A 21,596-nucleotide genomic window follows, 5' to 3' on the forward strand; every position below is an offset into this window, starting at 1 on the left:
GAGCCTAACCCCGGTCGCGATCACTCGGCACCGGCGTCGCGAACGTCAGGACCCTGGGGCGAGGCGGGCGCGCAGGTCGGTGGCGGCGCTCAGGACCGCTGCCCATTCGGTGCCGGAGGCGTCCACCTGCCGGTGCGCGGTGAAGTACGGGTTCAGCTCGACCTCCCGGTCCCCGGCGTGCCTGCGGACGGCGTCCAGCATCCCCGGCACCGGGTCGTGCCCGCGCTCGCGGGCGATCCCGGAGATCAGCCCGTCCAGCGCGGCGGGCGGGTCCGGATCCGGCACGGTGACCGCGCCGCCGCAGCGGGCGATCTGCTCCTCGTACCGGTCCTCCCAGAACTCCACGCGCCAACCGGGCCACAGCCCGTCCAGCTCCGGCACCAGGCCCGTGCTGCAGGCACCCAGCCAGACGCCCGCCGTCCGTGCCGCGACGTCCACGTGCAGCCCGCTCGCAGGGGTCGTCGGGAGGTCCAGCCGCGACCGCCCTCCGGAGGGCGGCCGCTCCAGCAGGCCTGGGCCCTGCCAGGCGGTGTGGGCCTCCGAGAACAGCGGGTACGCCGTGGTCTCGCCGGCCGCGCGGACGGTGAGGAGATGGACCTCCCACTCCAGGTCGGTCTCCGTCTCGCCCGGCATGACGCGCTCCTCCTCGTCGGGACGGCGGACGACCGACCGGGCGACCCCAGCCGCCGCGGCGAGATCGCCGATGCCGTCGTAGGCCCACCGGACCGTCCAGCCGGGCCAGGTCAGCGCGAGCAGTGCCAGGAAGACCCGCTTGCAGGGCAGCTCCAGCAACAGCTGGCCGCCGTAGAACACCAGGTTCCGTGCGGTGTGGTCGACGACCGCGCCGCCCTCGGCCCAGGCGTCGTCCAGCCAGTCACGGGACGGGTCGTCGCAGCGATGCTGTGCGGAGATGAAGCGCCCGGCCGCCACGGGACCGGCGACCAGTGCCGAGCACACCCTGTCGGCGCCCCAGTGGGAGTAGTGCAGCCGCAGGCCGTCCTCGTCGATCAGGGCGAAGTTCGCGCGAGCTCCCATGGGCGGGGACCCTAGCGCCGGCCGTCGCGGCGCCCCACCGGTTTTCGACGCGCTCAGGGAGGGGCCGTGCTCAAGGAGAGGCCGGGCGCAGGAGCGCCTCCTGGGCGATCGACGCCAGCAGCGTCCCGTCCTCTGTGCGGAGCGTCCCGCGGGCCAGGCCGCGTGCGCCGTGGTTCGTGACCGGGTCCACCGAGTAGAGCAGCCACCGGTCCACGCGCGGCGGCCGGTGGAACCACACGGCGTGGTCGAGGGTGACCGCGGTGGCGAGGCGCCGCGGCGAGCCGGGGGCGCGGGCGCTGCTGACGACCCCCATGTCCGACAGGTAGGCGATGAGGCACGCGTGCAGGGCCGGATCGTCGCCGACCGGCGCCGACGCCTTGATCCAGAACGGGTGCGGCATCGGGAACCCCTCCTCGCCGGGCGGGTTCACCACCCGGATGTCGAACCCGACCGGATGCCGGAGGAACGCCGGCAGCTCCGGCTCGCCCAGTCCCTCGGGGCCGGGCGTGCCGGACGGCGGGGCGGCCTGCCAGTCGAACCCGTCCTCCGGGTCGTGGAACGAGGCGATCAGCTCCAGGATCGGCTTCCCGCCCTGGCTCGCGGTCACGTGCCGGGTCGAGAACGAGCGGCCGTCCCGGGTGCGGGCGACGTCGAAGGCCAGCGGCTCGTCCGGGGAGCCCGGGCGGATGAAGTACGCGTGCAGGGAGTGCGGCGGGCGCCCGCCGGCCGTCAGGCACGCGGCGCGCAGGCTCTGCCCGGCGACCTGGCCGCCGAACAGCCGCGGCCGCCCTACCGGCGGAGACGTGGCCATGAACGAGTCCTCGCCGAGCGGCGTCAGGTCGAACATGTGCGTGATGGCATATGGGGCGTCGCTCATCAGGGAACCTCCCGCAACCTGCCGGTGACCCTACTCGCGGGTGCGGACGCCTGCGCGGTGGGGGACGGCCCTGATACGGTCACGCGCGGTCGACCTATGATCGCCGGTGGGGAACGGCGGGGCGCCCGGGGGACGCGCGGCGCCCGCCCTGCGAGGAGAGGACCTCGCCCCGCAAGGAGATGAGAGAGGCAATGGCTGATATCACCGAGTCGCCCGAATGGTCCGCGCTCGCCGAGCACCAGGCGGCGCTCGCGGGGCGGCACCTGCGCGAGCTGTTCGCGGACGATCCGGGGCGCGCCGACCGGATGACCGCGACCGCGGGGGACCTCTACCTGGACTACTCCAAGCACAGGGTCACCGGCGAGACCCTGACGCTGCTCACCGCGCTCGCCGAGCGGGCCGGGCTGCGCGCCCGGATCGAGGCGATGTTCACCGGCGAGCACATCAACGTCAGCGAGGACCGGGCCGTCCTGCACACCGCGCTGCGGCTGCCGCCCGGCGAGGCCCTGACCGTCGACGGGCAGGACGTCTCCGGTGACGTCCACGCCGTCCTGGACAAGATGGCCGCCTTCGCCGGACGGGTCCGCTCGGGGGAGTGGACGGGGTTCACCGGGAAGCGGATCACGACCGTCGTCAACATCGGGATCGGCGGCTCCGACCTCGGCCCCGCCATGGCCTACGAGGCCCTCCACGACTTCGCCGACTCCGGCATCTCCTGCCGGTTCGTCTCCAACATCGACCCGGCCGACATCCTCGGGAAGCTCGCCGGGCTCGACCCGGAGCAGACGCTGTTCGTCATCAGCTCCAAGACGTTCGGGACGCTGGAGACGCTCACCAACGCCAAGGTCGCGCGGCAGTGGCTCGTCGAGGGCCTCGGCGACGACAAGGCCGTCTCCCGGCATTTCGTCGCGGTCTCCACCAACGCCGAGCGGGTCGCCGAGTTCGGCATCGACACCGCCAACATGTTCGGCTTCTGGGACTGGGTCGGCGGACGCTACTCCTTCGACGGCGCCATCGGCCTCTCCTTGATGACCGCGATCGGCGGCGAGGCGTTCCGCGAGATGCTCGCGGGCTTCCGGGAGGTCGACGAGCACTTCCGCACCGCGCCGTTCGAGGCGAACATGCCGGTGCTGATGGGGCTGCTCGGGGTCTGGTACACCGACTTCTTCGGCGCGCAGACCCGGGCCGTCCTGCCGTACAGCCAGCGCCTCTCGCGGTTCCCCGCCTACCTCCAGCAGCTCACGATGGAGTCCAACGGCAAGTCGGTCCGCGCCGACGGCGCGCCCGTCGTCGCGCAGACCGGTGAGATCTTCTGGGGCGAGCCCGGCACCAACGGCCAGCACGCCTTCTACCAGCTGCTGCACCAGGGCACCCGGCTGGTCCCGGCCGACTTCATCGGGTTCGCCGAGCCCTTCGAGGACCGCGCCGGCATGCACGACCTGCTGACCGCGAACATGCTCGCCCAGACGTCGGCGCTCGCGTTCGGCAAGACCGCCGAGGAGATCGCCGCCGAGGGCACGCCCGCAGCGGTCGTCCCGCACAAGGTGATGCCGGGCAACCGGCCGACCAGCACGATCCTCGTGCCGAAGCTCACCCCGAAGACGCTCGGCTCGCTCGTCGCGCTCTACGAGCACATCGTGTTCGTCGAAGGGACGATCTGGGGCATCGACTCCTTCGACCAGTGGGGCGTCGAGCTCGGCAAGGTCATGGCGATGGACCTGGCCCCGGCGCTCACCTCGGACGAGCCGCCCGCGCAGGCGCCCGACCCGTCCACGGCCGCCCTCGTGCGCAGGTACCGGCGGCTGCGCGGCCGGAAGGCCTGACGCGCATGAGAAGGGCCCGCCGGCCGTGCCGGCGGGCCCTTCGTCTTCGGCGTGATCAGGCGTGTGCGCCGGGCATGGCGCCCCCGGCCCAGCCCTCGGACTCGAGGATGGCGCGGAACTCCTCGTAGGAGATGAACCCGTCGAGGTTGCTGTCCGCCCTCTCGAACCGGTCCTGCGTCTCGGCGCGCGACCAGGCGAGGCCGAGCTCGTCCAGGACCATCGTGAACTCCATCAGGTCGAGCTTCTGATCGCCGCCGAGGTCCGCGCGCGTGAACACGGAAAGAAGGTCGTCCCCGGTCGGTCTGGTCGTCATCTCGCTCCTCGTTCCGGTCCGATGTGAACCCCGCATCTTGTCATAGCGGGCGATCCGGACCATATGCAAAACGCCGCGGGAAGCGGCGCTGTTCCCCCCGCTATTCGCCGCCCGTCAGCTCGGGGACCCGGTCTCGGTAGCGTGCCAGCAGGCGGGCGTTCACGTCGTCGCCGCCCGGGACGTTCGCGCTCGTCCAGCGCGGCAGGTCGACGCCGCGCGCCGCCGCGAGGTCGTCCAGGTCGGCCAGCACCCGCGCCCACGCGTACGCGGCCAGGACCGTGGAGACCGCCGCGGTGCGCGGCGCCTCCGCCGGGTGCAGGACGTCCCCGGGCGGGACGCGCGTGTCCAGCACGATCGCCGCGTGGTCGGCCAGCATCGTGTCGGCCCGCGCCGCGGCCCCCTCCGACGCGCGCGCCGACGTCACCGCGACGACCGGCACGCCCCGTGCCGCGCACTCCTCGGCGACCTCGACCGGATACGGGTTCCGTCCGCTGGTGGAGAACACCACCGCAACGTCCGGCGGTGCGGGCGCCGCCTTCTCGACCACCGAGCGTCCCACGCCGCCCCGCCGCTCGGCACGGGTGCTGCGCAGCGCGTGGTCGAGCGGGAACACCGCCGGATCCCAGATCGGGCGGACGGCGGCGAGGCCGCCCGCCCGGTAGAACGTCTCGCACACCATCGCCAGGGAGTGCCCCGCCCCTGCGACGTGCACGATCCCGTCGGCCTCGATCGATTCCAGCAGCAGGGCGGCCGCGTCACCGGCCGCCTCCCCCGAGGCCGCATCGAGGTCGTCCAGCAGGTCCCGCACCCGGCCGGGGAGCTTCGTCCGGGTGTGTTCAGGCATGGGCGAGGGCCTCCTTCAGGGCGCGGGCCAGGTCGTCCTCGCCGGACGCCGCGCGGAGCCGGCCGGCCAGGCCGCCGGACAGCGCACGCGCCAGCCCGGACAGGGTGCCGACGTGCGCGTCCGGGTCTGGGGTGCAGAACGCGAGCAGCAGGTCGACCGGGTCATTGTCAGGATGACCGAACTCGACCGGCGCGGCCAGCCGGGTCACGCCGACGCCGACGGCCAGCCCGCCCTCCTCGGGACGGGCGTGAACGAGCGCGAGCCCCTTCGCCAGCACGATGTACGGGCCGTTCGCCTCCACCACCCGGACGCACGCATCCGGGTAGCCCTCGTCCGCCGCGCCCGCGTCGACCAGCGCGGAGGCCGCCGCCCGGACGGCCTCCCGCCAGTCGCGCGCGCCCGCGAGGTCGGTGGCGGCGATGACCGGCTGTCGCTGGGGAACCGCCCCCTCGGAGTGAGCCGTCACGGAAGCCAGCCCTGCTCGGTGAAGCGCTCCCTGAGCCGGGCCTCCAGCCCGTCCGTGTCCAGGAAGTCGCTGATGGTGATCACCACGGGCGCGAGGTCGGCGATCTCGCTGGTGTGCATGCCCTGGCCGATGATCACGTCGGGCGCCATCCCGCGCGCCGTGGACACGTCGGCGTTCTCCACCCGCGCGTCCACGCCGAGCGAGCGCAGCGCGTCCTCGGCGGTCATCTTGAGCATCAGGCTGGAGCCCATGCCGACGCCGCAGACCGCGAGGATCTCCAGTTGCCGGTCCAGTGCCATCTCGTTTCTTCTCTCTCCGTAGGCGGGTCAGGCCGTCGCGGCGGCCTTGTCCTCGGGCGCGGCGTCCTCGTCCGCCGGCGCCCGGCGCTTCTCGGCGCGGCCGAGGAGCAGCAGGGTGGCGACCATCGCGGCGAGCGCGACCGCGGGCACGAGCCAGATCGCGGAGCCGCCGGCCACCGGGTCCGCGGCCTTCAGCAGCCACGCGATCGCGTACCAGTCGGGGTCGGCGAGGGTGGCGAGCTCGGGCGCGGTCTTCTCGTACAGATCCCAGGTGACCGCCTGGCCGAACGCGAGGACCAGCCCGGTGATCACGCCGCCGAGGACCGCGCCGCGCCAGCCGGCCACCACGTTGCCGAACAGCGCCGCCGCACCGCCCACGAAGAACAGCATGATCATGGGCGGGGCGAGGGTGAACCAGCCGGCGGCGGCGAACACGCCCAGGCAGACCAGGAACACGGCGGTCGAGGCGACGAAGCCGACCATGACGGCGGTCGGCGCCACCGGGAACACGGTCGGCGCGTCCAGCGCCGGGCGGGTGCCGGGGATGACGCGGTCGCTGAACCCCTTGAACGCAGGGACGATCTCGCCGAGGAACATCCGCACGCCGAACAGCAGGATCGCGATGCCGCCGGCGAACCGGAGGCCGACCAGGATCGCCCACACCCACGGGGACAGTTTGTCGTCCATCTCGGCCGCGGCCTTGGTCACCACGCCGTCGTCGGCGAGCGCGACCCCGATGAGCATGATCACCGTGATGATCAGCGCGGTGCTGACGTTGACGTCCTTGAAGAACGACAGCTGGCGGGGCAGCTTCAGTTTCTCGGTGTCGTGCTTGTCGCGGCTGCCGAGCGGGCGGGCCGCGAAGCCGGTGATCAGGCAGGCGAGCGAGCTGGTGTGCGCGAACCCGAACCGGTCGTCCGGCATGACGCGGCGCATCAGCGGCCGCATCCACAGCGGCTGGAGCGTCCAGTACGCGGCGACGAACCCGGCCCCGCACAGCACCAGCGTGAGCTGGTCGGCGTCCGGCGCGATCGTCACCAGGGAGGCGACCGTGACCGTGCTGATCCAGAACATCAGGTGCCCGGTCAGGTACAGGTACCGGGCCGCCGGGAAGATCCGCACCACCAGGACGTGGACGAGGAACGCGACCGTGATCACGAGCGCGACCGTGCCGCCCTGGTCGGTGAGGAAGTCCGCCAGGGTGTTGTCGGCCTTCGGCGGCGTCGTCCCCATCGCGCTGGCGAGGACGGTCTGGAAGCTGGTCAGCCCGCCGGTGAACACCTCCACGCCGATGAACAGGATGACCACGCCGATCGTGGCGCGCAGCGCGCCGGCGAAGACGTCCTCGAACCGTTTGCGCTGCAGGATCAGCCCGAGCAGGGTGATGATCCCGATGAGGATGGGCACCTGGCCGAACACGTTGTCGGCCAGGAACGTGAGGATGTCCTTGATGACGTCCATGGTGAGGTCGGCCTCCACATCTCGGGGGAGTGGTCGTGCGCTGTCGCCCCCGTCAGCGCGGATGGACGGTCGTGCGCCCGGAACGGCGGGCGCCGGGCCGCTGGTCGATGAGCCGCTGGTCGATGAGGATCGGTGGGTCGGGGATCAGTGGGTCGGCGGTCGCAGGTCCAGTTCCAGCCGGTACCGGTCGCCCCGGTAGACGGACCGGACGTACTCCAGTGGCCGCCCGCCCTCGTCCCGGGTGACCCGCTCGAACAGGAAGGCCGGCGTGTGCACCGGCACTCCCAGCTCGGCGGCCTCCTCGGCGGTGGTGACGGTCGGCTCGATCGTCTCGGTGCCCGAGGCGATCACGACGCCGTGGCCTCGCAGCAGGTCGTAGAACGACTGCCCTTCGAGGTCGTGCCTGCGCAGGCCCGGCATCAGCGACCGGGGCAGGTAGAGGGTCTCGATGGCCATGGTGGTCCCGTCCGCCAGCCGGAGCCGGCGAATGGTAAATACCTCTTCGACGGGTGACAGGGCCAGCCGCCGGCCGATCCGCGCGCCCGCCGTCTCGGTGCGGAACGACAGCACCCGGCCGCCCGGCTTCATCCCGCGCCTGATCATGTCCTCGGTGAACGAGGTCATGGTCAGCGACACGGCGATCCGAGGTTCGGCGACGTAGGTGCCGCTCCCGTGCCGGCGGTCGAGCAGGCCCTCGGTGACGAGGCCGTCGATGGCCTGCCGCAGCGTGGGCCGGGACACGCCGAGCTCCTCGGCCAGCCGGCGCTCGGACGGCAGCGCGTCGCCGACGTCCAGGCCGTCCAGCATGGCGAGGAGCTCGCGGCGCACCGCCTGCCGTTTCGTGCTCCCGGACCGGGCCTCACCGGCGGATGGCACGCCTTTCACCTCCTGCGGCCGCTGTTCTCGTCGTCGCACACCGTATGTCCCATTGTGGCGACTGGTCAATACCACTTTGGCGATGTTTGCCGTGGTCGTGGGCCGCCGGTGCCGCCTACCTTCTCGGCAGATCGTCCTGACCGTGGCTATGCCGTGCCCGGCGCGCGGCGAGGAAGGCGGCGAGATGAGGAAGTTCGTGCGCGGCGCCGTGGCGCTGGCACTTCCGGTGCTCATGCCGGCGGCGCTCAGCGCGGCCCCGGCCCACGCGGACACGGCCCGGCCCGGCGCCCGCGAGGGGTGGCGGCTGATGGCCGCCGAGCCGTTCGACCGGCACCTCGACGACGCGAAGGTGCCGTGGAGACCGGACGGCGACGGCCCGTCCAGCCCCTACGACGTCGACATCTACGACAACGACGGCGCCTACTTCGACACGGTGGGCGGGCCCGCGTTCCGCGAGCAGCTGGCCAAGATGAAGACGTACCGCAAGTCGTTCGCGTTCGGAGAGCGCGGCTGGCTCACCGCCGAACTGGCCGCGCGCGACGCCGACGGGGACGGCAGACCGGACGCGCCCCCGGCGCTCACCTCCCGCCAGGGCACCGCCCACCTGGACGAGCCGAGCCACCAGGCGGGCGTCGTCATCCGCTCGACCCGCGACCTGCCCGCCGAGTACCGGGTGGAGATGACGCTGCGCGGCCTGGACTTCGGCGGCCAGCGGGGCGGCTCCTGGGACTATCCGGACGGGCGCGTCAACGGCTACTCGCCCGAAGGGTGCAAGACCAACTTCCCGTGGGCCTCGGGAGGCGACTTCGCCAGGCCGGAGTGCCAGTGGGCCGACGTCCGCACCGACTCCAACGGCTTCTACTACATGTCGATCATGGACTACCGGCAGGTGGCGCCGCACAACAACATCTTCATCCACGGCCACCGCAAGGTCGCCATGGACGGCTACAACCGCTACAAGTACACCGGTAGCGGACTGCTGTACTGCAATCCCGCGACCAAGCAGTACGAGCCCTACTCGGCCGGCACGGGCAACGGCGTCAACGCGATCTTCATGACCGACGACCGCCGCTACCCTGCGATGCCGGGCACCGAGTACCTGATGCAGAGCGAGTGCGGCCTCAAGAAGGCCGGCGCGATCGTCTCCACCGTCGACCTGAAGCCCGAACTGCTGCCGCAGGAGCCCTACACGTTCGCGATCGAGCGGCGCGGCGGCGCCTACACGATGGAGATGTCGGGCGTGTTCGCGCACGTGGGCCGGGCGACCTTCCGGTACACGCGCTCGTTCGTCCAGGACGGCGAGCCGATATGGCACTACAACCAGCGGCCGGACGAGTACGACGGCCGGTACAACGCCGACTGGACCTGGCAGGGACCGGGCGGCACCCTCGTCGACCACGACACCTGGCCCGCCGGGTCCGCCTACCCGGACCGGTTCATGATCGGTGACCCGCACATGAACTTCTACGAGGGATCCGCGCAGGTGGACGACATCCGCCTGTACGTTCCGAAGTAGACATTGATGTCAGTGGTGCGGGCTAGGGTCCCGTGAAAACGTGCCCAAGCCTCGCTCTGGGGGCCTCGTGACTCAGCAGACCGCGCCCGGCCGGGCGCCAGAGCCGTCCCTCGCCGACCCCTGCGCCGAGCGGGAGCCGGCGGGGGCGCGGCTGCGCCCGGACGGCGCGGCCGCCGGGCTGGACGTCTTCCTGTCCGGCCGGGTCTTCATGGACATGATCTTCACCGGGCTGCCGGGGCTGCCGCCGCCCGGCACCGAGATCGTCACCGACGGGCTCGGTTCCGCGCCGGGCGGCGTCGCGAACATCGCGGTGGCGATGAGCCGGCTCGGCCTGCGGGTCGGGCTCGCGGCCCCGTTCGGGGACGACATGTTCGGCGCCTACCTGTGGCGGACCCTCGCCGAGCAGGAGGGGGTCGACCTCGGCCTGTCCCGGCGGGTGCCGGGATGGTCGACGCCGGTGACGGTGTCGATGGCCTACGACTCCGACCGCAGCATGGTGACGTTCGCCCGTCCCGTCCCCTCCTCTCCAGGCGAACCGGGCGAGCCGGACGAGGTCGGCGCACCACCCGCCGCGCGGGCGTGCTTCGTGGACGTCGACCAGCCGGTCCCGGCCTGGGCGGCCCGGATGCGCGAGCGCGGCACGCTGGTCTTCGGCGACCTCGGCTGGGACCAGACGGGCGCCTGGCCGGCCGAGGTCCTCGACCGTCTCGCGCACGTGGACGTGTTCCTCCCGAACGCCGCCGAGGCGATGTCCTACACGCGCACGCGCACCCCCGCCGAAGCCGCCGAGGCGCTCGCCGAGCGGGTGCCCGTCGTCGTGGTCAAGTGCGGCGGGGACGGCGCGATCGCCATCGACTCGGTGGCGGGGGAGCGGGCCGAGACCGGCGCGCTGCCGGTGGAGGCGCTCGACCCGACCGGTGCGGGCGACGTGTTCGCCGCCGGATTCGTGTTCGCGACCCTCGCCGGCCTCCCGCTGGCCGAGCGGCTCCGGTTCGCCAACCTGTGCGCGGGGCTGTCGGTGCGGCACCGCAGCGGCTCGCTCGGCTCGCCCTGCTGGGGCGAGATCGCCGCGTTCGGCGAGTCGGGGGAGGTCCCCGAGTCCGTCCTGGCGGACTACGCGTTCGTGATCCCGTTCATTCCGGACGCCGCCGACGACACGGTCGTCCGCGCCGAGCCCACGCTCCGCACGGAGCTCTGAACCATCCGGCATTGCTAATGCGAAGCCTTTCGCATTAGCATCGGCCGGGTGACCGAGGACGCGCCGGCGGCGGGGGCCGCCCGACCCGGGGGCCGGACGGCCCGCACCCGTGCGGCCGTGCTCGACGCGGTGCTCGGCGAACTGGAGGACGCCGGATACGCCGGCCTCACCCTCGACCGCGTGGCCGAGCGGTCGAGGGTCCACCTCGCCACGCTGTACCGGCGGTGGCGCAGCGTCGAGGGGCTCGTCGTCGACGTCCTCGGCGAGATCGCGACGCGGGAGGTGCCGATCCCCGACACGGGGTCGCTGCGCGACGACCTGCGCGCCCTCGCGTCCGAGATCGCCGGGCTGTACGCCCGGCCCCGGTACCGCGCATTGGTCGAGGGCATGGTGGCCGCCGCCGTCCGCTCGCCGGAGGCCGCGGCCGCGCTGACCGAGGTGTTCGCCGAGCGGAACCGGCTCGCCGCGCGGATCGTCGAGCGCGCCGCCGAGCGCGGAGAGGTGCCTCCCGGCACCGACGCCGCCGCGGTCGTCGCCGCCGTCGGCGCACCCTTCTACTACCGGCTGCTGATCATGCGCGGGCCGGTGGACGACGCCCTGGCCGAGACCGCCGCGGCGGCCGCCTACGCGGCCGCGCTGGGCGGCGCGTTCTCGCCTCCCGGAACCCAGGACCCCTGACCACGGGCGGTGATCCGCCGCCCCTCCCGGAAGGACCCGGCATGCGCCACGACATCGAGTTCGACTCGGCCGGCACGACGCTCCGCGGCTGGCTCTACACGCCGGACGGCCGCCCGGCCCCGCACCCGGCGGTCGTCGTCACCCACGGCTACGGGGCCGTCAAGGAGCAGTACACCGACGACATCGCCGAGGCGCTCGCCGCGTCCGGGCTGGCCGTCCTGCTCTACGACCACCCGTCGTTCGGCGCCAGCGACGGCGAGCCCCGCCAGGAGGTCGACCCGTGGGCGCAGATCCGCGGCTACCGGGACGCGATCACGTTCCTGTGCACGCGGGACGAGGTCGACGCCGGCCGCATCGGCGTGTTCGGCTCCAGCTACTCGGGCGGCCACGTGCTCGTCGTCGCGGCGGTGGACCGCCGGGTCAAGTGCGTCTACGCACAGGTCCCGGTGATCAGCGGCGGGACGAGCATGTCCCGGTTCATCCCGTCCGAGGCGCTCGCCGAGGTCCGCCGGACGTTCGAGGCGGACCGGCTCGCCCGGTTCCGCGGCGAGGCCCCGGCGATGATCCCGCTGATCACCGAGACGCCCGGGGAACTCGCCGCGCTGCCCGACCGCCCGACCTACGAGTGGTACCGCACGATCGAGCCGGAACGGCTGAAGACCTGGCGGAACGAGGTCACGCTGCGCTCGGTCGAGATGACCGCCGAGTACGAGCCGGGCGACTCCATCGCGCGCATCACGCCGACACCGCTGCTGATGGTGGTCGCGGACCAGGACATGCTCACCCACAGCGACCTGGCCTTCGCCGCCTACGAGCGGGCCCTGCACCCGAAGCGGCTGGAGATCCTGCACGGCGACCACTTCGTCGTCTACGGCAAGGAGAGCGAACGCGTCCTCGCGCTCATGACCGCCTTCTTCCACGAGCACCTCGGCGCGGCGGCCTGACCGGTCAGGCGGTCACCGGGCCGCCGCGGTACTCCTGCGGGCTGAGGCCGCGTTCGCGCTTGAACGCGGTGCTGAGCGCGAAGGCGTTGCCGTAGCCGACCCGGCGTGCCACGGCCTCCAGCGTCGCGTCGCTCTCGCGCAGCAGGTCGGCGGCCTGCGCGAGGCGGAGACCGGTCAGGTACGCCATGGGCGGCTCCCCGATCAGCTTCGCGAACCGCTGGGCGAGCGCCGCGCGCGACACGCCGACCTTGGCCGCCAGGTCCGCGACCGTCCAGGGGTGGGACAGGTCCTCGTGCAGCAGCCGCAGCGCCGGGCCGACGACCGCGTCGCCGTGCGCGCGGTACCAGCCGGGCGCCTCGGCCTCCGGCCGGGAGAACCAGGCGCGCAGCGTCGCGATGAGCAGCAGGTCCAGCAGCCGGTCGAGGACGACGTCCTGGCCGGGCTCGTCCTTGCCGATCTCCTCCTGGAGCACGTCGACGAGCGGTGACCGCCACGTGTCGCCGCGGACGACCGCCATCGGCGGCAGCGCGGACAGCAGCCGCCGCGTGACGGCGCCGCGCAACTGGTAGGTGCCGACCAGCATGACCGTCGACCCGTCGGGGTCGTTGCCCCAGGCGCGGACGCCGAGGTCCATCGCCTCCGACAGGCTCGTCCCGTCCGGGGTGGTGCAGTGCTGCCCCGGATGGATGACGATCTGCGGCTCGGTCGCGGGGTCGTCGCTGACCGTGTACGGATCCGGGCCGCGGAAGACGACCATGTCGCCGGGGCCCACGCGCTGCGCCTCTCCCTCGTCGGGGACCAGCCACGCGTCGTCCCTGACCATGGAGAGCAGCGTGAGCGGGGCTTCGTCCTGGATCCGCATCGACCAGGGCGGCGTGAGGGTCGCGCGCAGCATGAACGCCCCCCGCGCGCGCGGCCCGTCGAGGAGGTCGGCCAGAGCGTCCATGGGCCAAGCGTAGACGCTCGCGTATTGAGGCGAGCTTCTCAACGATGGTCGCCGGGAGCGCCCGGCTGTTGACTCAAAAGCATGACGAACAGCGCAGCGAACATCATCGAGAAGGGCCTCACCCTCGTCCTCGGCGGGACCGGGAAGACCGGCCGCCGCGTCGTCGAGCGGCTGGAGGCCCTGGACGTCCCGGTCCGGATGGGGTCCCGGTCGGCGGCGCCCGCCTTCGACTGGGAGGACGAGAGCACCTGGCCGCCCGTCCTGCGGGACGTCGAGAACGTCTACCTCTCCTACTACCCGGACCTCGCGGCGCCCGGCGCCCGGGAGGCCGTCCGCGCGTTCACGGACGCGGCGGTGGACGCGGGCGTCCGGCGGGTGGTCCTGCTGTCGGGACGCGGCGAGCCCGAGGCGCAGGAGTGCGAGCGGGTCGTCCGCGAGTCGGGACTCGCGTGGACGGTTGTCCGGTCGGCCTGGTTCGCGCAGAACTTCAGCGAGGACTACCTTCTCGACCCCGTCCTGGCCGGCGAGGTGACCCTCCCGGCGGGCGACGTTCCCGAACCGTTCATCGATGCCGGCGACATCGCGGACGTGGCCGTCGAGGCGCTCACCCGGGAAGGGCACGACGGCGAGGTGTACGAGGTGACCGGCCCGCGGGCGCTCACCTTCACCGAGGCCGTGGCCGAGATCGGCCGCGCCGCCGGACGCGAGATCGCCTTCGTCCAGGTCAGCGCGGACGACTACGCGGCGGCGCTCCGTGAGCAGGGCCTTCCCGAGGAGCTCGCCGGATTCCTCACCTACCTGTTCGCGAACGTCCTGGACGGCCGCAACGCCCGGCCCGCCGACGGCGTCCGGCGGGCGCTCGGCCGCGAGCCGCGCGACTTCGCCGACTACGCGCGGGACACCGCCGCCAGCGGCATCTGGAACACCTGATCCTCCCCATCGCGACGATTGGACCTGATCATGAAATTCGCACTGGCGGGCGTCTCGGCGACCCTCTCCATCATCATGGCGGCCGGCATGGCCGGGGCGTTCTTCGCCTTCTCCACCGGCGTTATGCCGGGCCTGAACGCGGCGAAGCCGGGCTCGGCCATCGACGCCATGCAGGGCATCAACCAGAAGATCCAGAATCCGGTCTTCATCGCCGTGTTCCTGCTCGTCCCCTTCCTGGCGATCGCGGCGGGGGTGCTGCTGCTGACCCTGGACCAGAAGTCCGCGGCCGTCCTGTTCTTCGTCGCGGCGGCGGTGTACTTCGTGGGCGCGCTCGTCCCGAGCTTCGCGGTGAACATCCCGATGAACAACGACCTGGACGGCGTCACGATCCCGAAGGACGTGACCGAGGCGGCGAAGATCTGGTCGGACTACTCCGGCCGCTGGACGGCCTGGAACACGGCGCGGGCCGTCTTCAGCTGGGCGAGCCTCCTCGCCATGAGCCTGGGCGTCTACGTCTGGGGCAAGAACAACTGACGACCGGAGGCGGAAAGCGGCCCGTGCTCCCGGGAGGAGCACGGGCCGTCCTCCGTCGCCCGTCCGGCTCACGGCAGGAGCAGGCCCCAGTGGAGTCCCCACGGGACGAGCACCGCGCCGGCGGCCATCAGCAGGCCGAGCCGGACGCGCTCGCCCGGCGCGGCGGCCGCCGCGGCACGGCGCCACGCCACCGCGGTCGCGACCGCCGCCGCGACCGCGGCCACGGCGAGTCCCTGCAGGATCAGCCACGGCAGCGGCCTGCCGCCGAGCACGGGGCCGGGGTCGGGCGAGTTGCCCGCCACCAGGTAGAAGAGGTACACGACCGGGCCGAACCCGGCCGCGAAGCCCGCGCCGGCCAGCAGCCGCGCCCAGCGGCTCACCGGGCGGACCCTCCGGCCGCGGAGCCTGCGCACCAGCGCCACCAGCGGGTAAGCGGTGAACGCCACGAGGAACAGCAGAACCGCCGCCAGGTGCACCCACCGCGACTCCCACCACGGCAACGGCTGCACCTCGGCACTGGGGTATTTCTGGTGCAGGGGCGTGGCGGCATCGGCTTCGGGCGGCTTCCCGTTCGTCACGTCGTGCACCCACGAGCCGACGAGGTCGGCGTAGCCCGGAGCCAGTTCGGCGCCGCGGGTGACGCCGCCGTCCGGCGTCAGGTGGGCGGCGTGGTCGGCGCCGGCGAAGAAGCGGAACGTGTAGTGGGTGTTGCCGCCCCGCCGCAGGGCCCGCGCGAACAGCGGAGGGTTGTCCTCGGGCGGGGTCTGCAGGTCGTGCTCGCCCCAGATGCCGAGCAGCGGCTGCCGGACGCGCTGCAGGACGCCCTGTGCGTCGAAGTACGCCTCGGCGAACATGCCGGCGTCGCCCGCGAGCCGGGCGAGGGCCGGTTTGCCGCGGTCGACCAGCGAGCCCGACACCCCGGCCCGGCGCAGGTCGTAGCTCTCGTTCCAGTTCTGCTGGCGGATCGGCGTCATGGCGTTTCCGCCGACGACGATCACGAAGGCCGCCCCGGCCGAGCGGGACGCGGCGAGCGGCGCCACCCAGCCGCCCTCGCTGAGCCCCCACAGGCCCACCTTCGCGGGATCGACACCGGGCCGCGCGCGCAGGGCGCGCAGCCCGCCGAGCGCGTCGTCCGCGAGTTCGGAGTAGTCCCGGCGGAACTGGGTGTACCCCTCGGACCGCTTGTCGTAGATCAGCACGGCGAGTCCCCGGCGGGCGAACTCCGTGGCCTCGGTGAGCAGGTGCTCGCGCGGCACACCGGAGCCGGACCCGGTGACGAGGACGACCCCGGGCCGGCTCGGGCCCTTCGCCGCCGGCGCCAGGACGGTGCCGTGGAGGGTCAGTCCGCCGGCCCCCGCGAAGCTCACGTCCGTCGCGGTCAGACCGGGCGGTGCGGGGACCGGCCCCGGCGCGGGTGCGGCGGCCCGGGCGGGCGCCGCAAGGAGGGCGCCGAGCACGAGCGCCAGAAGGAGGGTCATCGCGGTCTTCATGGCGGTGACCCTAGAACTACAGAGAAAGCTCTGCAAAGAGTTCTCTGCAAAGATACCTCTGGAGTACTAGGCTGCTCCCCATGAAGGACGAGGAGCCCGTCATCCTGGACGACCCGGGACGGATCAAGGCGCTGAGCCATCCCCTGCGGCGCCGGATCCTGCACCGGCTGCGGGCGCACGGCCCCGCGACGTCCACGACGATCGGCGAGGCGCTCGGCGCCAACACCGGCACGACCAGCTACCACCTGCGGCAGCTGGAGAAGTACGGGTTCATCGAGGAGATCCCGGAGCGGTCCGCCGGCCGGGAGCGCTGGTGGCGCCGGGCCGAGGGCCCGCGCGACGTCCGCACGCCCGACCCGGAGTCCCTGCCGCCCGAGGACCGGCCGGTCCTCGCCGAGCTGCTCCGGATCGGCCACGCCGAGGACATGGAGCTGTTCGGGCGGCTGCCCGCGGTCCACGAGCGGGAGCGGACGTGGGCCCTGCTGTCGCGTGGGTTCGCCCACATGACCGAGGAGGGCCTGGCCGAGTTCTTCGAGGCGTACATCCGCCTGCTGCACGAGCACGCGCACCGCCGGGAGGACGCGCCGCCGGGGGCGCGTCCCGTCCACATCCGCCTGTTCACCCTGCCCGCCGACGACGAGTGAGGCCGCCCTCCCGGCCGGGGCTTACGATCTCTGGATGGGCGGTGTCTACGCGATCAGCGACCTGCACGTGGGGTTCCCGGAGAACCGCGCGTTCGTCGAGGGACTGCGGCCGGTGTCCGGCGGCGACTGGCTGATCGTGGCGGGCGATGTCGCCGAGCACTTCGCCGACGTAGAGTGGGCGCTCTGCACGCTGAGCGAGCGCTTCGCGACCGTGCTGTGGGTGCCAGGCAACCACGAGCTGTGGACCGTCAAGGACGACCCGGTGGCGCTGCGCGGCGAGGCCCGCTACCGCCGGCTCGTCGACATGTGCCGCGGCCTGGGCGTGCTGACCCCTGAGGACCCGTACCCGGTGTGGGACGGCGAGGCCGGTCCCGTGACGGTCGCGCCGCTGTTCATCCTGTACGACTACACCTTCCGGCCGGACGGGACGTCCACCAAGGAAGAGGCGCTTGCGGTCGCACACGAGGCGGGCGTCGTGTGCACCGACGAGGTCTACCTGCACCCCGACCCGTACCCCACTCGGGACGCCTGGTGCGACGCCCGGATCGCCTACACCGAGGAACGCCTGGCCGCCCTGGAACCGGGAACGCGGACCGTGCTCGTCAACCATTGGCCGCTCGTCCGCGAACCCACCCGCGTCCTGTGGTATCCCGAGTTCGCCCAGTGGTGCGGCACCGAGCGCACCGCGGACTGGCACGCGCGCTACGGCGCGGTGTCCGTCGTGTACGGGCACCTGCACATCCCGCGGACGATCTGGACCGGCGACGTCCCGCACATCGAGGTGTCGGTCGGCTACCCGCGCGAATGGCGCAAGCGGGGCGAGGAGCCGCGCGGCCCTCGCCGCGTCCTGCCCGGTCCCGAGACGGCCTGACCGGCGGCGAGGGCTAGCGGGCCTTGCCCGGCATCACGCCGGTGGCGGCGAGCGACAGCAGCCGGCCCGCGGCGACCGGTTCCCGCTCGGTGACCGCCGCGATCGCCCCGGCGAGCCGGAGCACGTCGGTGAACGAGACCCCCGCGGGCGCGTCCCCGGCGCGCTGAGCGCGGGCGAACAGCGCCTCGCCCGCCCCGTGCATCGCCCTCCAGGAGCGGGACGGTTCCGGCCGCTCGTCCTGGAGCGACACCATCGCCGAGGCCGCCATCCCGGGGAACGCCGTGACCTCGGAGATGAACGTCCGCAGCCACGTCATGAGGGCCTCGTCCGGCGCCGGGGTGACCATCAGATCGCGGGCCGCCGCGGCGAGGTCGTCGTAGACCCCGGCGAGCAGCGCCTCCAGGAGGTCCTGGCGGGTGGGGAAGTGGCGGTAGAGCGTGCCGATGCCGACCCCGGCGCCACGGGCGACGGCCTCCAGGGACGCGCCGGCCCCGTCCCGCTCGAACGTCTCCCGCGCGGCGGCGAGCAGCCGCGCACGGTTGCGGCGCACGTCGGCGCGCACCGCCCGGGCGCGGGCCTTCGGCGTGTCGTCGCTGGTCACCTGGGTCGTCGGTCCTTCCCGGCGGGTAGACGGCGCTGCGGCGATTCGAGGGGATCCGCGGCTTTGGAACGGTCCTTCGATCCTATCCGCGCCGCCCCGGTGACCGGTGGCCGGATGCACCCGGACGCCCGGCCCGCCGCGGACGGCGCCGCGGCGGGCCGGACGCCGTGCGGTCAGGAACCGGCGGGGGAGACCGGCAGGTAGACCCGCCCGCCTGCCGCCTTGAACTCCGCCGCCTTCTCCCGCATCCCGGCGGCGAGCGCCTCGTCCTCGGCCAGCCCGTGCTCGCCGGCGTACCGCCGGACGTCCCGCGTGATCTTCATCGAGCAGAAGTGCGGGCCGCACATCGAGCAGAAGTGCGCGGTCTTCGCGGGCGCCGCCGGGAGCGTCGCGTCGTGGAACGCGCGGGCGGTGTCCGGATCGAGGGAGAGGCTGAACTGGTCCTCCCACCGGAAGTCGAACCGCGCGTCCGACAGCGCGTCGTCCCACGCCTGCGCGCCCGGATGCCCCTTGGCCAGGTCGGCGGCGTGCGCGGCGATCTTGTAGGCGATCACGCCGGCCTTGACGTCGTCGCGGTCCGGCAGCCCGAGGTGCTCCTTCGGCGTGACGTAGCAGAGCATCGCGGTGCCGTGCCAGCCGATCATCGCGGCGCCGATCGCCGAGGTGATGTGGTCGTAGCCGGGCGCGATGTCGGTGGTCAGCGGGCCGAGCGTGTAGAACGGCGCCCCGTCGCACCACTCCTGCTGCAGGTCGACGTTCTCCTTGATCTTGTGCATCGGGACGTGCCCGGGCCCCTCGTTCATCACCTGGTCGCCGTACTCCGCCGCGATCCTCGTCAGCTCGCCCTGCGTGCGCAGCTCGGCGAACTGCGCCTCGTCGTTGGCGTCCGCGATCGAGCCGGGGCGCAGGCCGTCCCCGAGCGACCAGGTGACGTCGTACGCGGCGAAGATCTCGCACAGCTCCCGGAAGTGCGTGTAGAGGAAGTTCTCCTCGTGGTGCGCCAGGCACCAGGCCGCCATGATCGACCCGCCGCGCGACACGATCCCCGTCTTGCGCCGCGCCGTCAGCGGCACGTACGGGAGCAGGACCCCGGCGTGCACGGTCATGTAGTCCACGCCCTGCTCCGCCTGCTCGATCACCGTGTCGCGGAAGACCTCGTAGGTCAGCTCAGCGGGGTCGCCGCCGACCTTCTCGACGGCCTGGTACAGCGGGACGGTCCCGACCGGCACCGGGGAGTTCCGCAGGATCCACTCCCGGGTGGTGTGGATGTCCTTCCCCGTCGACAGGTCCATGATCGTGTCGGCCCCCCACCGGGTCGCCCACGTCATCTTCTCGACCTCGTCCTCGACCGAGGACGCGACCGCCGAGTTGCCGATGTTCGCGTTCACCTTCACCAGGAAGTTCCGCCCGATGACCATCGGCTCGATCTCGGGGTGGTTGACGTTGGCGGGCAGCACGGCGCGCCCGGCCGCCAGCTCGTCCCGGACGAACTCCGGCGGCACGCCCTCGCGCAGCGCCGCGAACTCCATCTCCGGCGTGATCTCCCCGCGGCGCGCGTAGGCGCGCTGGGTCACCGCGCCGCCGGCCGCCCGGCGCGGCCGCCGCGGCAGGAAGTCCTCCCGGACCACCTGCGGGGGGCCGCCGCCCCCGGGAAGGGCGGCGGGCGCCGACCGCCTCCCGTCGTCCTCGGGACGCGCCGCCCGCCCCTCGTACGGGACGGTGTCGCCGCGCTCGGCGATCCACGCCTCCCGCACCGGGGGCAGCCCCCTGCGGACGTCGGTGTCCTGCTCAGGATCGGTGTACGGCCCGGAGGTGTCGTACAGGACGACGGCGTCGCCGTTGGTCAGCGGCACCTCCCGCATCGGGACGCGGATGTCGGGGCGCGAGCCCTGGAGGTAGGTCTTGCGCGCAGCTGGAACCACAGGTTCGGTCATGACGACTCGATCTCTCCCTACGCCGGCATTACCCGGTCAGGTTCATGCGGTCAGCGGCCGTCCCAGCCGCTATCTCAGCCCGGTTCGCCGGGCCCCCGCGATCTGTCGCCCCCGACGCTAACCCGCCGCACCCCCGTTGCCGCAACCGCCGCCGATACGGTAAGCGCGCCCGCGTGGACCGTGCGCGGGATGCCTGAGCGCCGGCATCAGGACTGGCGGGCGGTGCGCACGGCCATGGGCAGGGCCAGGGTGAGCGCGCGAAGCGGTTCCGGAGCCGACGGCGACCGCTCCAGCCACATGCGGCTGTCGTCGGCGCCGCTCCTGGCCCGCAGCGTGGCCGACCGCCGTCCGTCCACGCCGGTGACGACGTGGCGGTCGCCGGCCTGCCGGGTGCTGCCGAGAAGCACGCCGCCGGTGGTGTGGAAGGACGGCTCATGGCGGCCGCGCACCACGCCGAGGAGGCGGCCCTCGGGGTCGAAGACGCGCAGGCGGTCGCGGCCCAGCGGCGAGGACCGGCGCTTGAGCACCAGCAGCGTGCGGGCGTGGGGATCGCGCAGCACGATCCTCCGGCGGCCTCTCCCGGAGGCGAGGGGGAAGAAGCCCGACCGCCCCCGCGGCGGCCTGCCGAGCGGGCCGTGGGCCACGGCGAGGAGGGCGCCGCCGCGTTCGTCGCGGTAGCGGCCGACGCCGTCGACCAGGACGCGGTCCGCCTTGAGCAGGGCGCCCGCCGGGGGCGGCGGTACCTCCCTGCCTTCGTCGTCCATGACGCGCCAGACGGCGCCCAGGATCTCCGCGGTCGCGTTCTCCGCCGCACGGACCCAGCCCAGGGGGAGCGACCGGTCGCGCAGCAGCGTCACGGCGCCGCCCTCGACCTCCGCGACGGCGTCGACGCCCGGCGCCGCCTCGGGGTCGAACCAGATCGTCCAGACGGGGTCGGTGACCGGCCACGTGATCCCGGCCGCCTCGACCGCGCCGGCCGGGATCTCCGCCAGCTGCTTGCGGCGGCGAAGGGTCACGCCCTTCTCCGAGATGGTCACGACGAGGCGGTCGCGGTAGATCGCCCATGCCCAGAGGGCGGCCGCCAGCGCGACGAGCGCGCAGCCGCCGCCGAAGAAGCCGATGACCTGGCGGGCCTTCTCCGGTTCCCAGGCTTCGGCGCTGGAACGCGTGGACAGGGAGACGAGCAGGCCGGCGGCGAGCGCGGAGAGGAAGATCCGGAACGGCCGTCGGTACGCTCTCCGGCCGAGCGTGATCCGGAGTTCCGGCGGGGGGACAGCGGGCGGGGGGACGGACAACTGTCGGCCCTTCGTGACGGG

22 protein-coding genes and 1 riboswitch are annotated in these 21,596 nt (G+C 73.1%); of the genes, 9 read left to right on the forward strand and 13 right to left on the reverse strand.

The features are described 5' to 3' along the window. Positions 1-45 precede the first annotated feature (45 nt). Together ACQPZP_RS21610 and ACQPZP_RS21615 are read right to left on the reverse strand one after the other, a co-directional pair. The gene (locus tag ACQPZP_RS21610; protein WP_433479407.1) at positions 46-1,035 is read right to left on the reverse strand and encodes a hypothetical protein; all 990 of its coding nucleotides are present in this window, start codon (positions 1,033-1,035) and stop codon (positions 46-48) included. A 70-nt stretch (positions 1,036-1,105) separates the two neighbouring features. Then, on the reverse strand, positions 1,106-1,912 hold the full coding sequence (locus ACQPZP_RS21615) for an acyl-CoA thioesterase (RefSeq protein ID WP_433479408.1): 807 nt from the start codon (positions 1,910-1,912) through the stop codon (positions 1,106-1,108). Between the two features lie 191 nt (positions 1,913-2,103). Between ACQPZP_RS21615 and pgi the strand changes: the two genes are divergently transcribed. Then, positions 2,104-3,735 (forward strand): glucose-6-phosphate isomerase, encoded by a 1,632-nt coding sequence (pgi, locus tag ACQPZP_RS21620; protein ID WP_433479409.1) that lies wholly within the window; start codon positions 2,104-2,106, stop codon positions 3,733-3,735. 55 nt (positions 3,736-3,790) lie between these two features. Here pgi and ACQPZP_RS21625 read toward each other — a convergent pair whose 3' ends face one another. The 6 genes from ACQPZP_RS21625 to ACQPZP_RS21650 all read right to left on the reverse strand — a co-directional run bounded on the left by ACQPZP_RS21625 (position 3,791) and on the right by ACQPZP_RS21650 (position 7,994). Next, entirely contained in the window at positions 3,791-4,048 is a 258-nt protein-coding gene (locus ACQPZP_RS21625) for an EF-hand domain-containing protein (protein ID WP_433479410.1), read from the reverse strand. 100 nt (positions 4,049-4,148) lie between these two features. Then, entirely contained in the window at positions 4,149-4,892 is a 744-nt protein-coding gene (locus tag ACQPZP_RS21630) for a sugar isomerase domain-containing protein (protein ID WP_433479411.1), read from the reverse strand. Beyond that, on the reverse strand, positions 4,885-5,358 hold the full coding sequence (locus tag ACQPZP_RS21635) for a PTS sugar transporter subunit IIA (RefSeq protein ID WP_433479412.1): 474 nt from the start codon (positions 5,356-5,358) through the stop codon (positions 4,885-4,887). Before ACQPZP_RS21635 ends, ACQPZP_RS21630 begins: the two co-directional genes overlap by 8 nt. Beyond that, positions 5,355-5,657 (reverse strand): PTS sugar transporter subunit IIB, encoded by a 303-nt coding sequence (locus tag ACQPZP_RS21640; protein ID WP_433479413.1) that lies wholly within the window; start codon positions 5,655-5,657, stop codon positions 5,355-5,357. Before ACQPZP_RS21640 ends, ACQPZP_RS21635 begins: the two co-directional genes overlap by 4 nt. A 27-nt stretch (positions 5,658-5,684) precedes the next feature. After that, positions 5,685-7,118 carry a PTS ascorbate transporter subunit IIC gene (locus tag ACQPZP_RS21645; RefSeq protein WP_433479414.1) on the reverse strand — a complete coding sequence of 478 codons (1,434 nt, stop codon included), beginning with the start codon at positions 7,116-7,118 and terminating at the stop codon, positions 5,685-5,687. Between the two features lie 144 nt (positions 7,119-7,262). After that, on the reverse strand, positions 7,263-7,994 hold the full coding sequence (locus tag ACQPZP_RS21650) for a GntR family transcriptional regulator (RefSeq protein ID WP_433479415.1): 732 nt from the start codon (positions 7,992-7,994) through the stop codon (positions 7,263-7,265). Positions 7,995-8,178: 184 nt separating this feature from the next. On the opposite strand from ACQPZP_RS21650, the gene ACQPZP_RS21655 reads away from it, so the two are divergent. The 4 genes from ACQPZP_RS21655 (at position 8,179) to ACQPZP_RS21670 (ending at position 12,330) form a co-directional block, all read left to right on the forward strand. After that, positions 8,179-9,510 (forward strand): hypothetical protein, encoded by a 1,332-nt coding sequence (locus ACQPZP_RS21655; RefSeq protein ID WP_433479416.1) that lies wholly within the window; start codon positions 8,179-8,181, stop codon positions 9,508-9,510. Between the two features lie 67 nt (positions 9,511-9,577). Then, the gene (locus tag ACQPZP_RS21660; protein ID WP_433479417.1) at positions 9,578-10,708 is read left to right on the forward strand and encodes a carbohydrate kinase family protein; all 1,131 of its coding nucleotides are present in this window, start codon (positions 9,578-9,580) and stop codon (positions 10,706-10,708) included. Positions 10,709-10,756: 48 nt separating this feature from the next. Further along, on the forward strand, positions 10,757-11,386 hold the full coding sequence (locus ACQPZP_RS21665) for a TetR/AcrR family transcriptional regulator C-terminal ligand-binding domain-containing protein (RefSeq protein ID WP_433479418.1): 630 nt from the start codon (positions 10,757-10,759) through the stop codon (positions 11,384-11,386). A gap of 41 nt (positions 11,387-11,427) precedes the next feature. Continuing rightward, on the forward strand, positions 11,428-12,330 hold the full coding sequence (locus ACQPZP_RS21670) for an alpha/beta hydrolase (RefSeq protein ID WP_433479419.1): 903 nt from the start codon (positions 11,428-11,430) through the stop codon (positions 12,328-12,330). 4 nt (positions 12,331-12,334) lie between these two features. Here ACQPZP_RS21670 and ACQPZP_RS21675 read toward each other — a convergent pair whose 3' ends face one another. Beyond that, positions 12,335-13,276 (reverse strand): cupin domain-containing protein, encoded by a 942-nt coding sequence (locus tag ACQPZP_RS21675; RefSeq protein ID WP_433479420.1) that lies wholly within the window; start codon positions 13,274-13,276, stop codon positions 12,335-12,337. 81 nt (positions 13,277-13,357) lie between these two features. On the opposite strand from ACQPZP_RS21675, the gene ACQPZP_RS21680 reads away from it, so the two are divergent. Both ACQPZP_RS21680 and ACQPZP_RS21685 read left to right on the forward strand, forming a co-directional pair. After that, the gene (locus ACQPZP_RS21680) at positions 13,358-14,206 is read left to right on the forward strand and encodes an NAD(P)H-binding protein (protein WP_433479421.1); all 849 of its coding nucleotides are present in this window, start codon (positions 13,358-13,360) and stop codon (positions 14,204-14,206) included. A 30-nt stretch (positions 14,207-14,236) separates the two neighbouring features. Further along, on the forward strand, positions 14,237-14,740 hold the full coding sequence (locus ACQPZP_RS21685; protein WP_433479422.1) for a DUF1772 domain-containing protein: 504 nt from the start codon (positions 14,237-14,239) through the stop codon (positions 14,738-14,740). A gap of 68 nt (positions 14,741-14,808) precedes the next feature. Here ACQPZP_RS21685 and ACQPZP_RS21690 read toward each other — a convergent pair whose 3' ends face one another. Beyond that, entirely contained in the window at positions 14,809-16,230 is a 1,422-nt protein-coding gene (locus tag ACQPZP_RS21690) for an alpha/beta hydrolase family protein (protein ID WP_433479423.1), read from the reverse strand. An 80-nt stretch (positions 16,231-16,310) separates the two neighbouring features. On the opposite strand from ACQPZP_RS21690, the gene ACQPZP_RS21695 reads away from it, so the two are divergent. After that, the gene (locus tag ACQPZP_RS21695) at positions 16,311-16,874 is read left to right on the forward strand and encodes a helix-turn-helix domain-containing protein (RefSeq protein WP_433479424.1); all 564 of its coding nucleotides are present in this window, start codon (positions 16,311-16,313) and stop codon (positions 16,872-16,874) included. A 34-nt stretch (positions 16,875-16,908) separates the two neighbouring features. Beyond that, positions 16,909-17,745 (forward strand): metallophosphoesterase family protein, encoded by an 837-nt coding sequence (locus tag ACQPZP_RS21700; protein ID WP_433479425.1) that lies wholly within the window; start codon positions 16,909-16,911, stop codon positions 17,743-17,745. Positions 17,746-17,758: 13 nt separating this feature from the next. On the opposite strand, the gene ACQPZP_RS21705 is transcribed toward ACQPZP_RS21700, so the two are convergent. From ACQPZP_RS21705 to ACQPZP_RS21715, 3 genes are all read right to left on the reverse strand, one after another. Beyond that, entirely contained in the window at positions 17,759-18,346 is a 588-nt protein-coding gene (locus ACQPZP_RS21705) for a TetR/AcrR family transcriptional regulator (RefSeq protein WP_433479426.1), read from the reverse strand. Between the two features lie 173 nt (positions 18,347-18,519). Next, the gene (gene thiC / locus ACQPZP_RS21710) at positions 18,520-20,280 is read right to left on the reverse strand and encodes a phosphomethylpyrimidine synthase ThiC (RefSeq protein ID WP_433479427.1); all 1,761 of its coding nucleotides are present in this window, start codon (positions 20,278-20,280) and stop codon (positions 18,520-18,522) included. Continuing rightward, positions 20,276-20,389: riboswitch (TPP riboswitch) on the reverse strand. (Overlaps the previous gene by 5 nt.) A gap of 97 nt (positions 20,390-20,486) precedes the next feature. After that, positions 20,487-21,575 (reverse strand): hypothetical protein, encoded by a 1,089-nt coding sequence (locus ACQPZP_RS21715; protein WP_433479428.1) that lies wholly within the window; start codon positions 21,573-21,575, stop codon positions 20,487-20,489. Positions 21,576-21,596: the final 21 nt, after the last annotated feature.

It is taken from the genome of Spirillospora sp. CA-142024 (assembly GCF_050942325.1).
GTDB lineage: Bacteria > Actinomycetota > Actinomycetes > Streptosporangiales > Streptosporangiaceae > Spirillospora.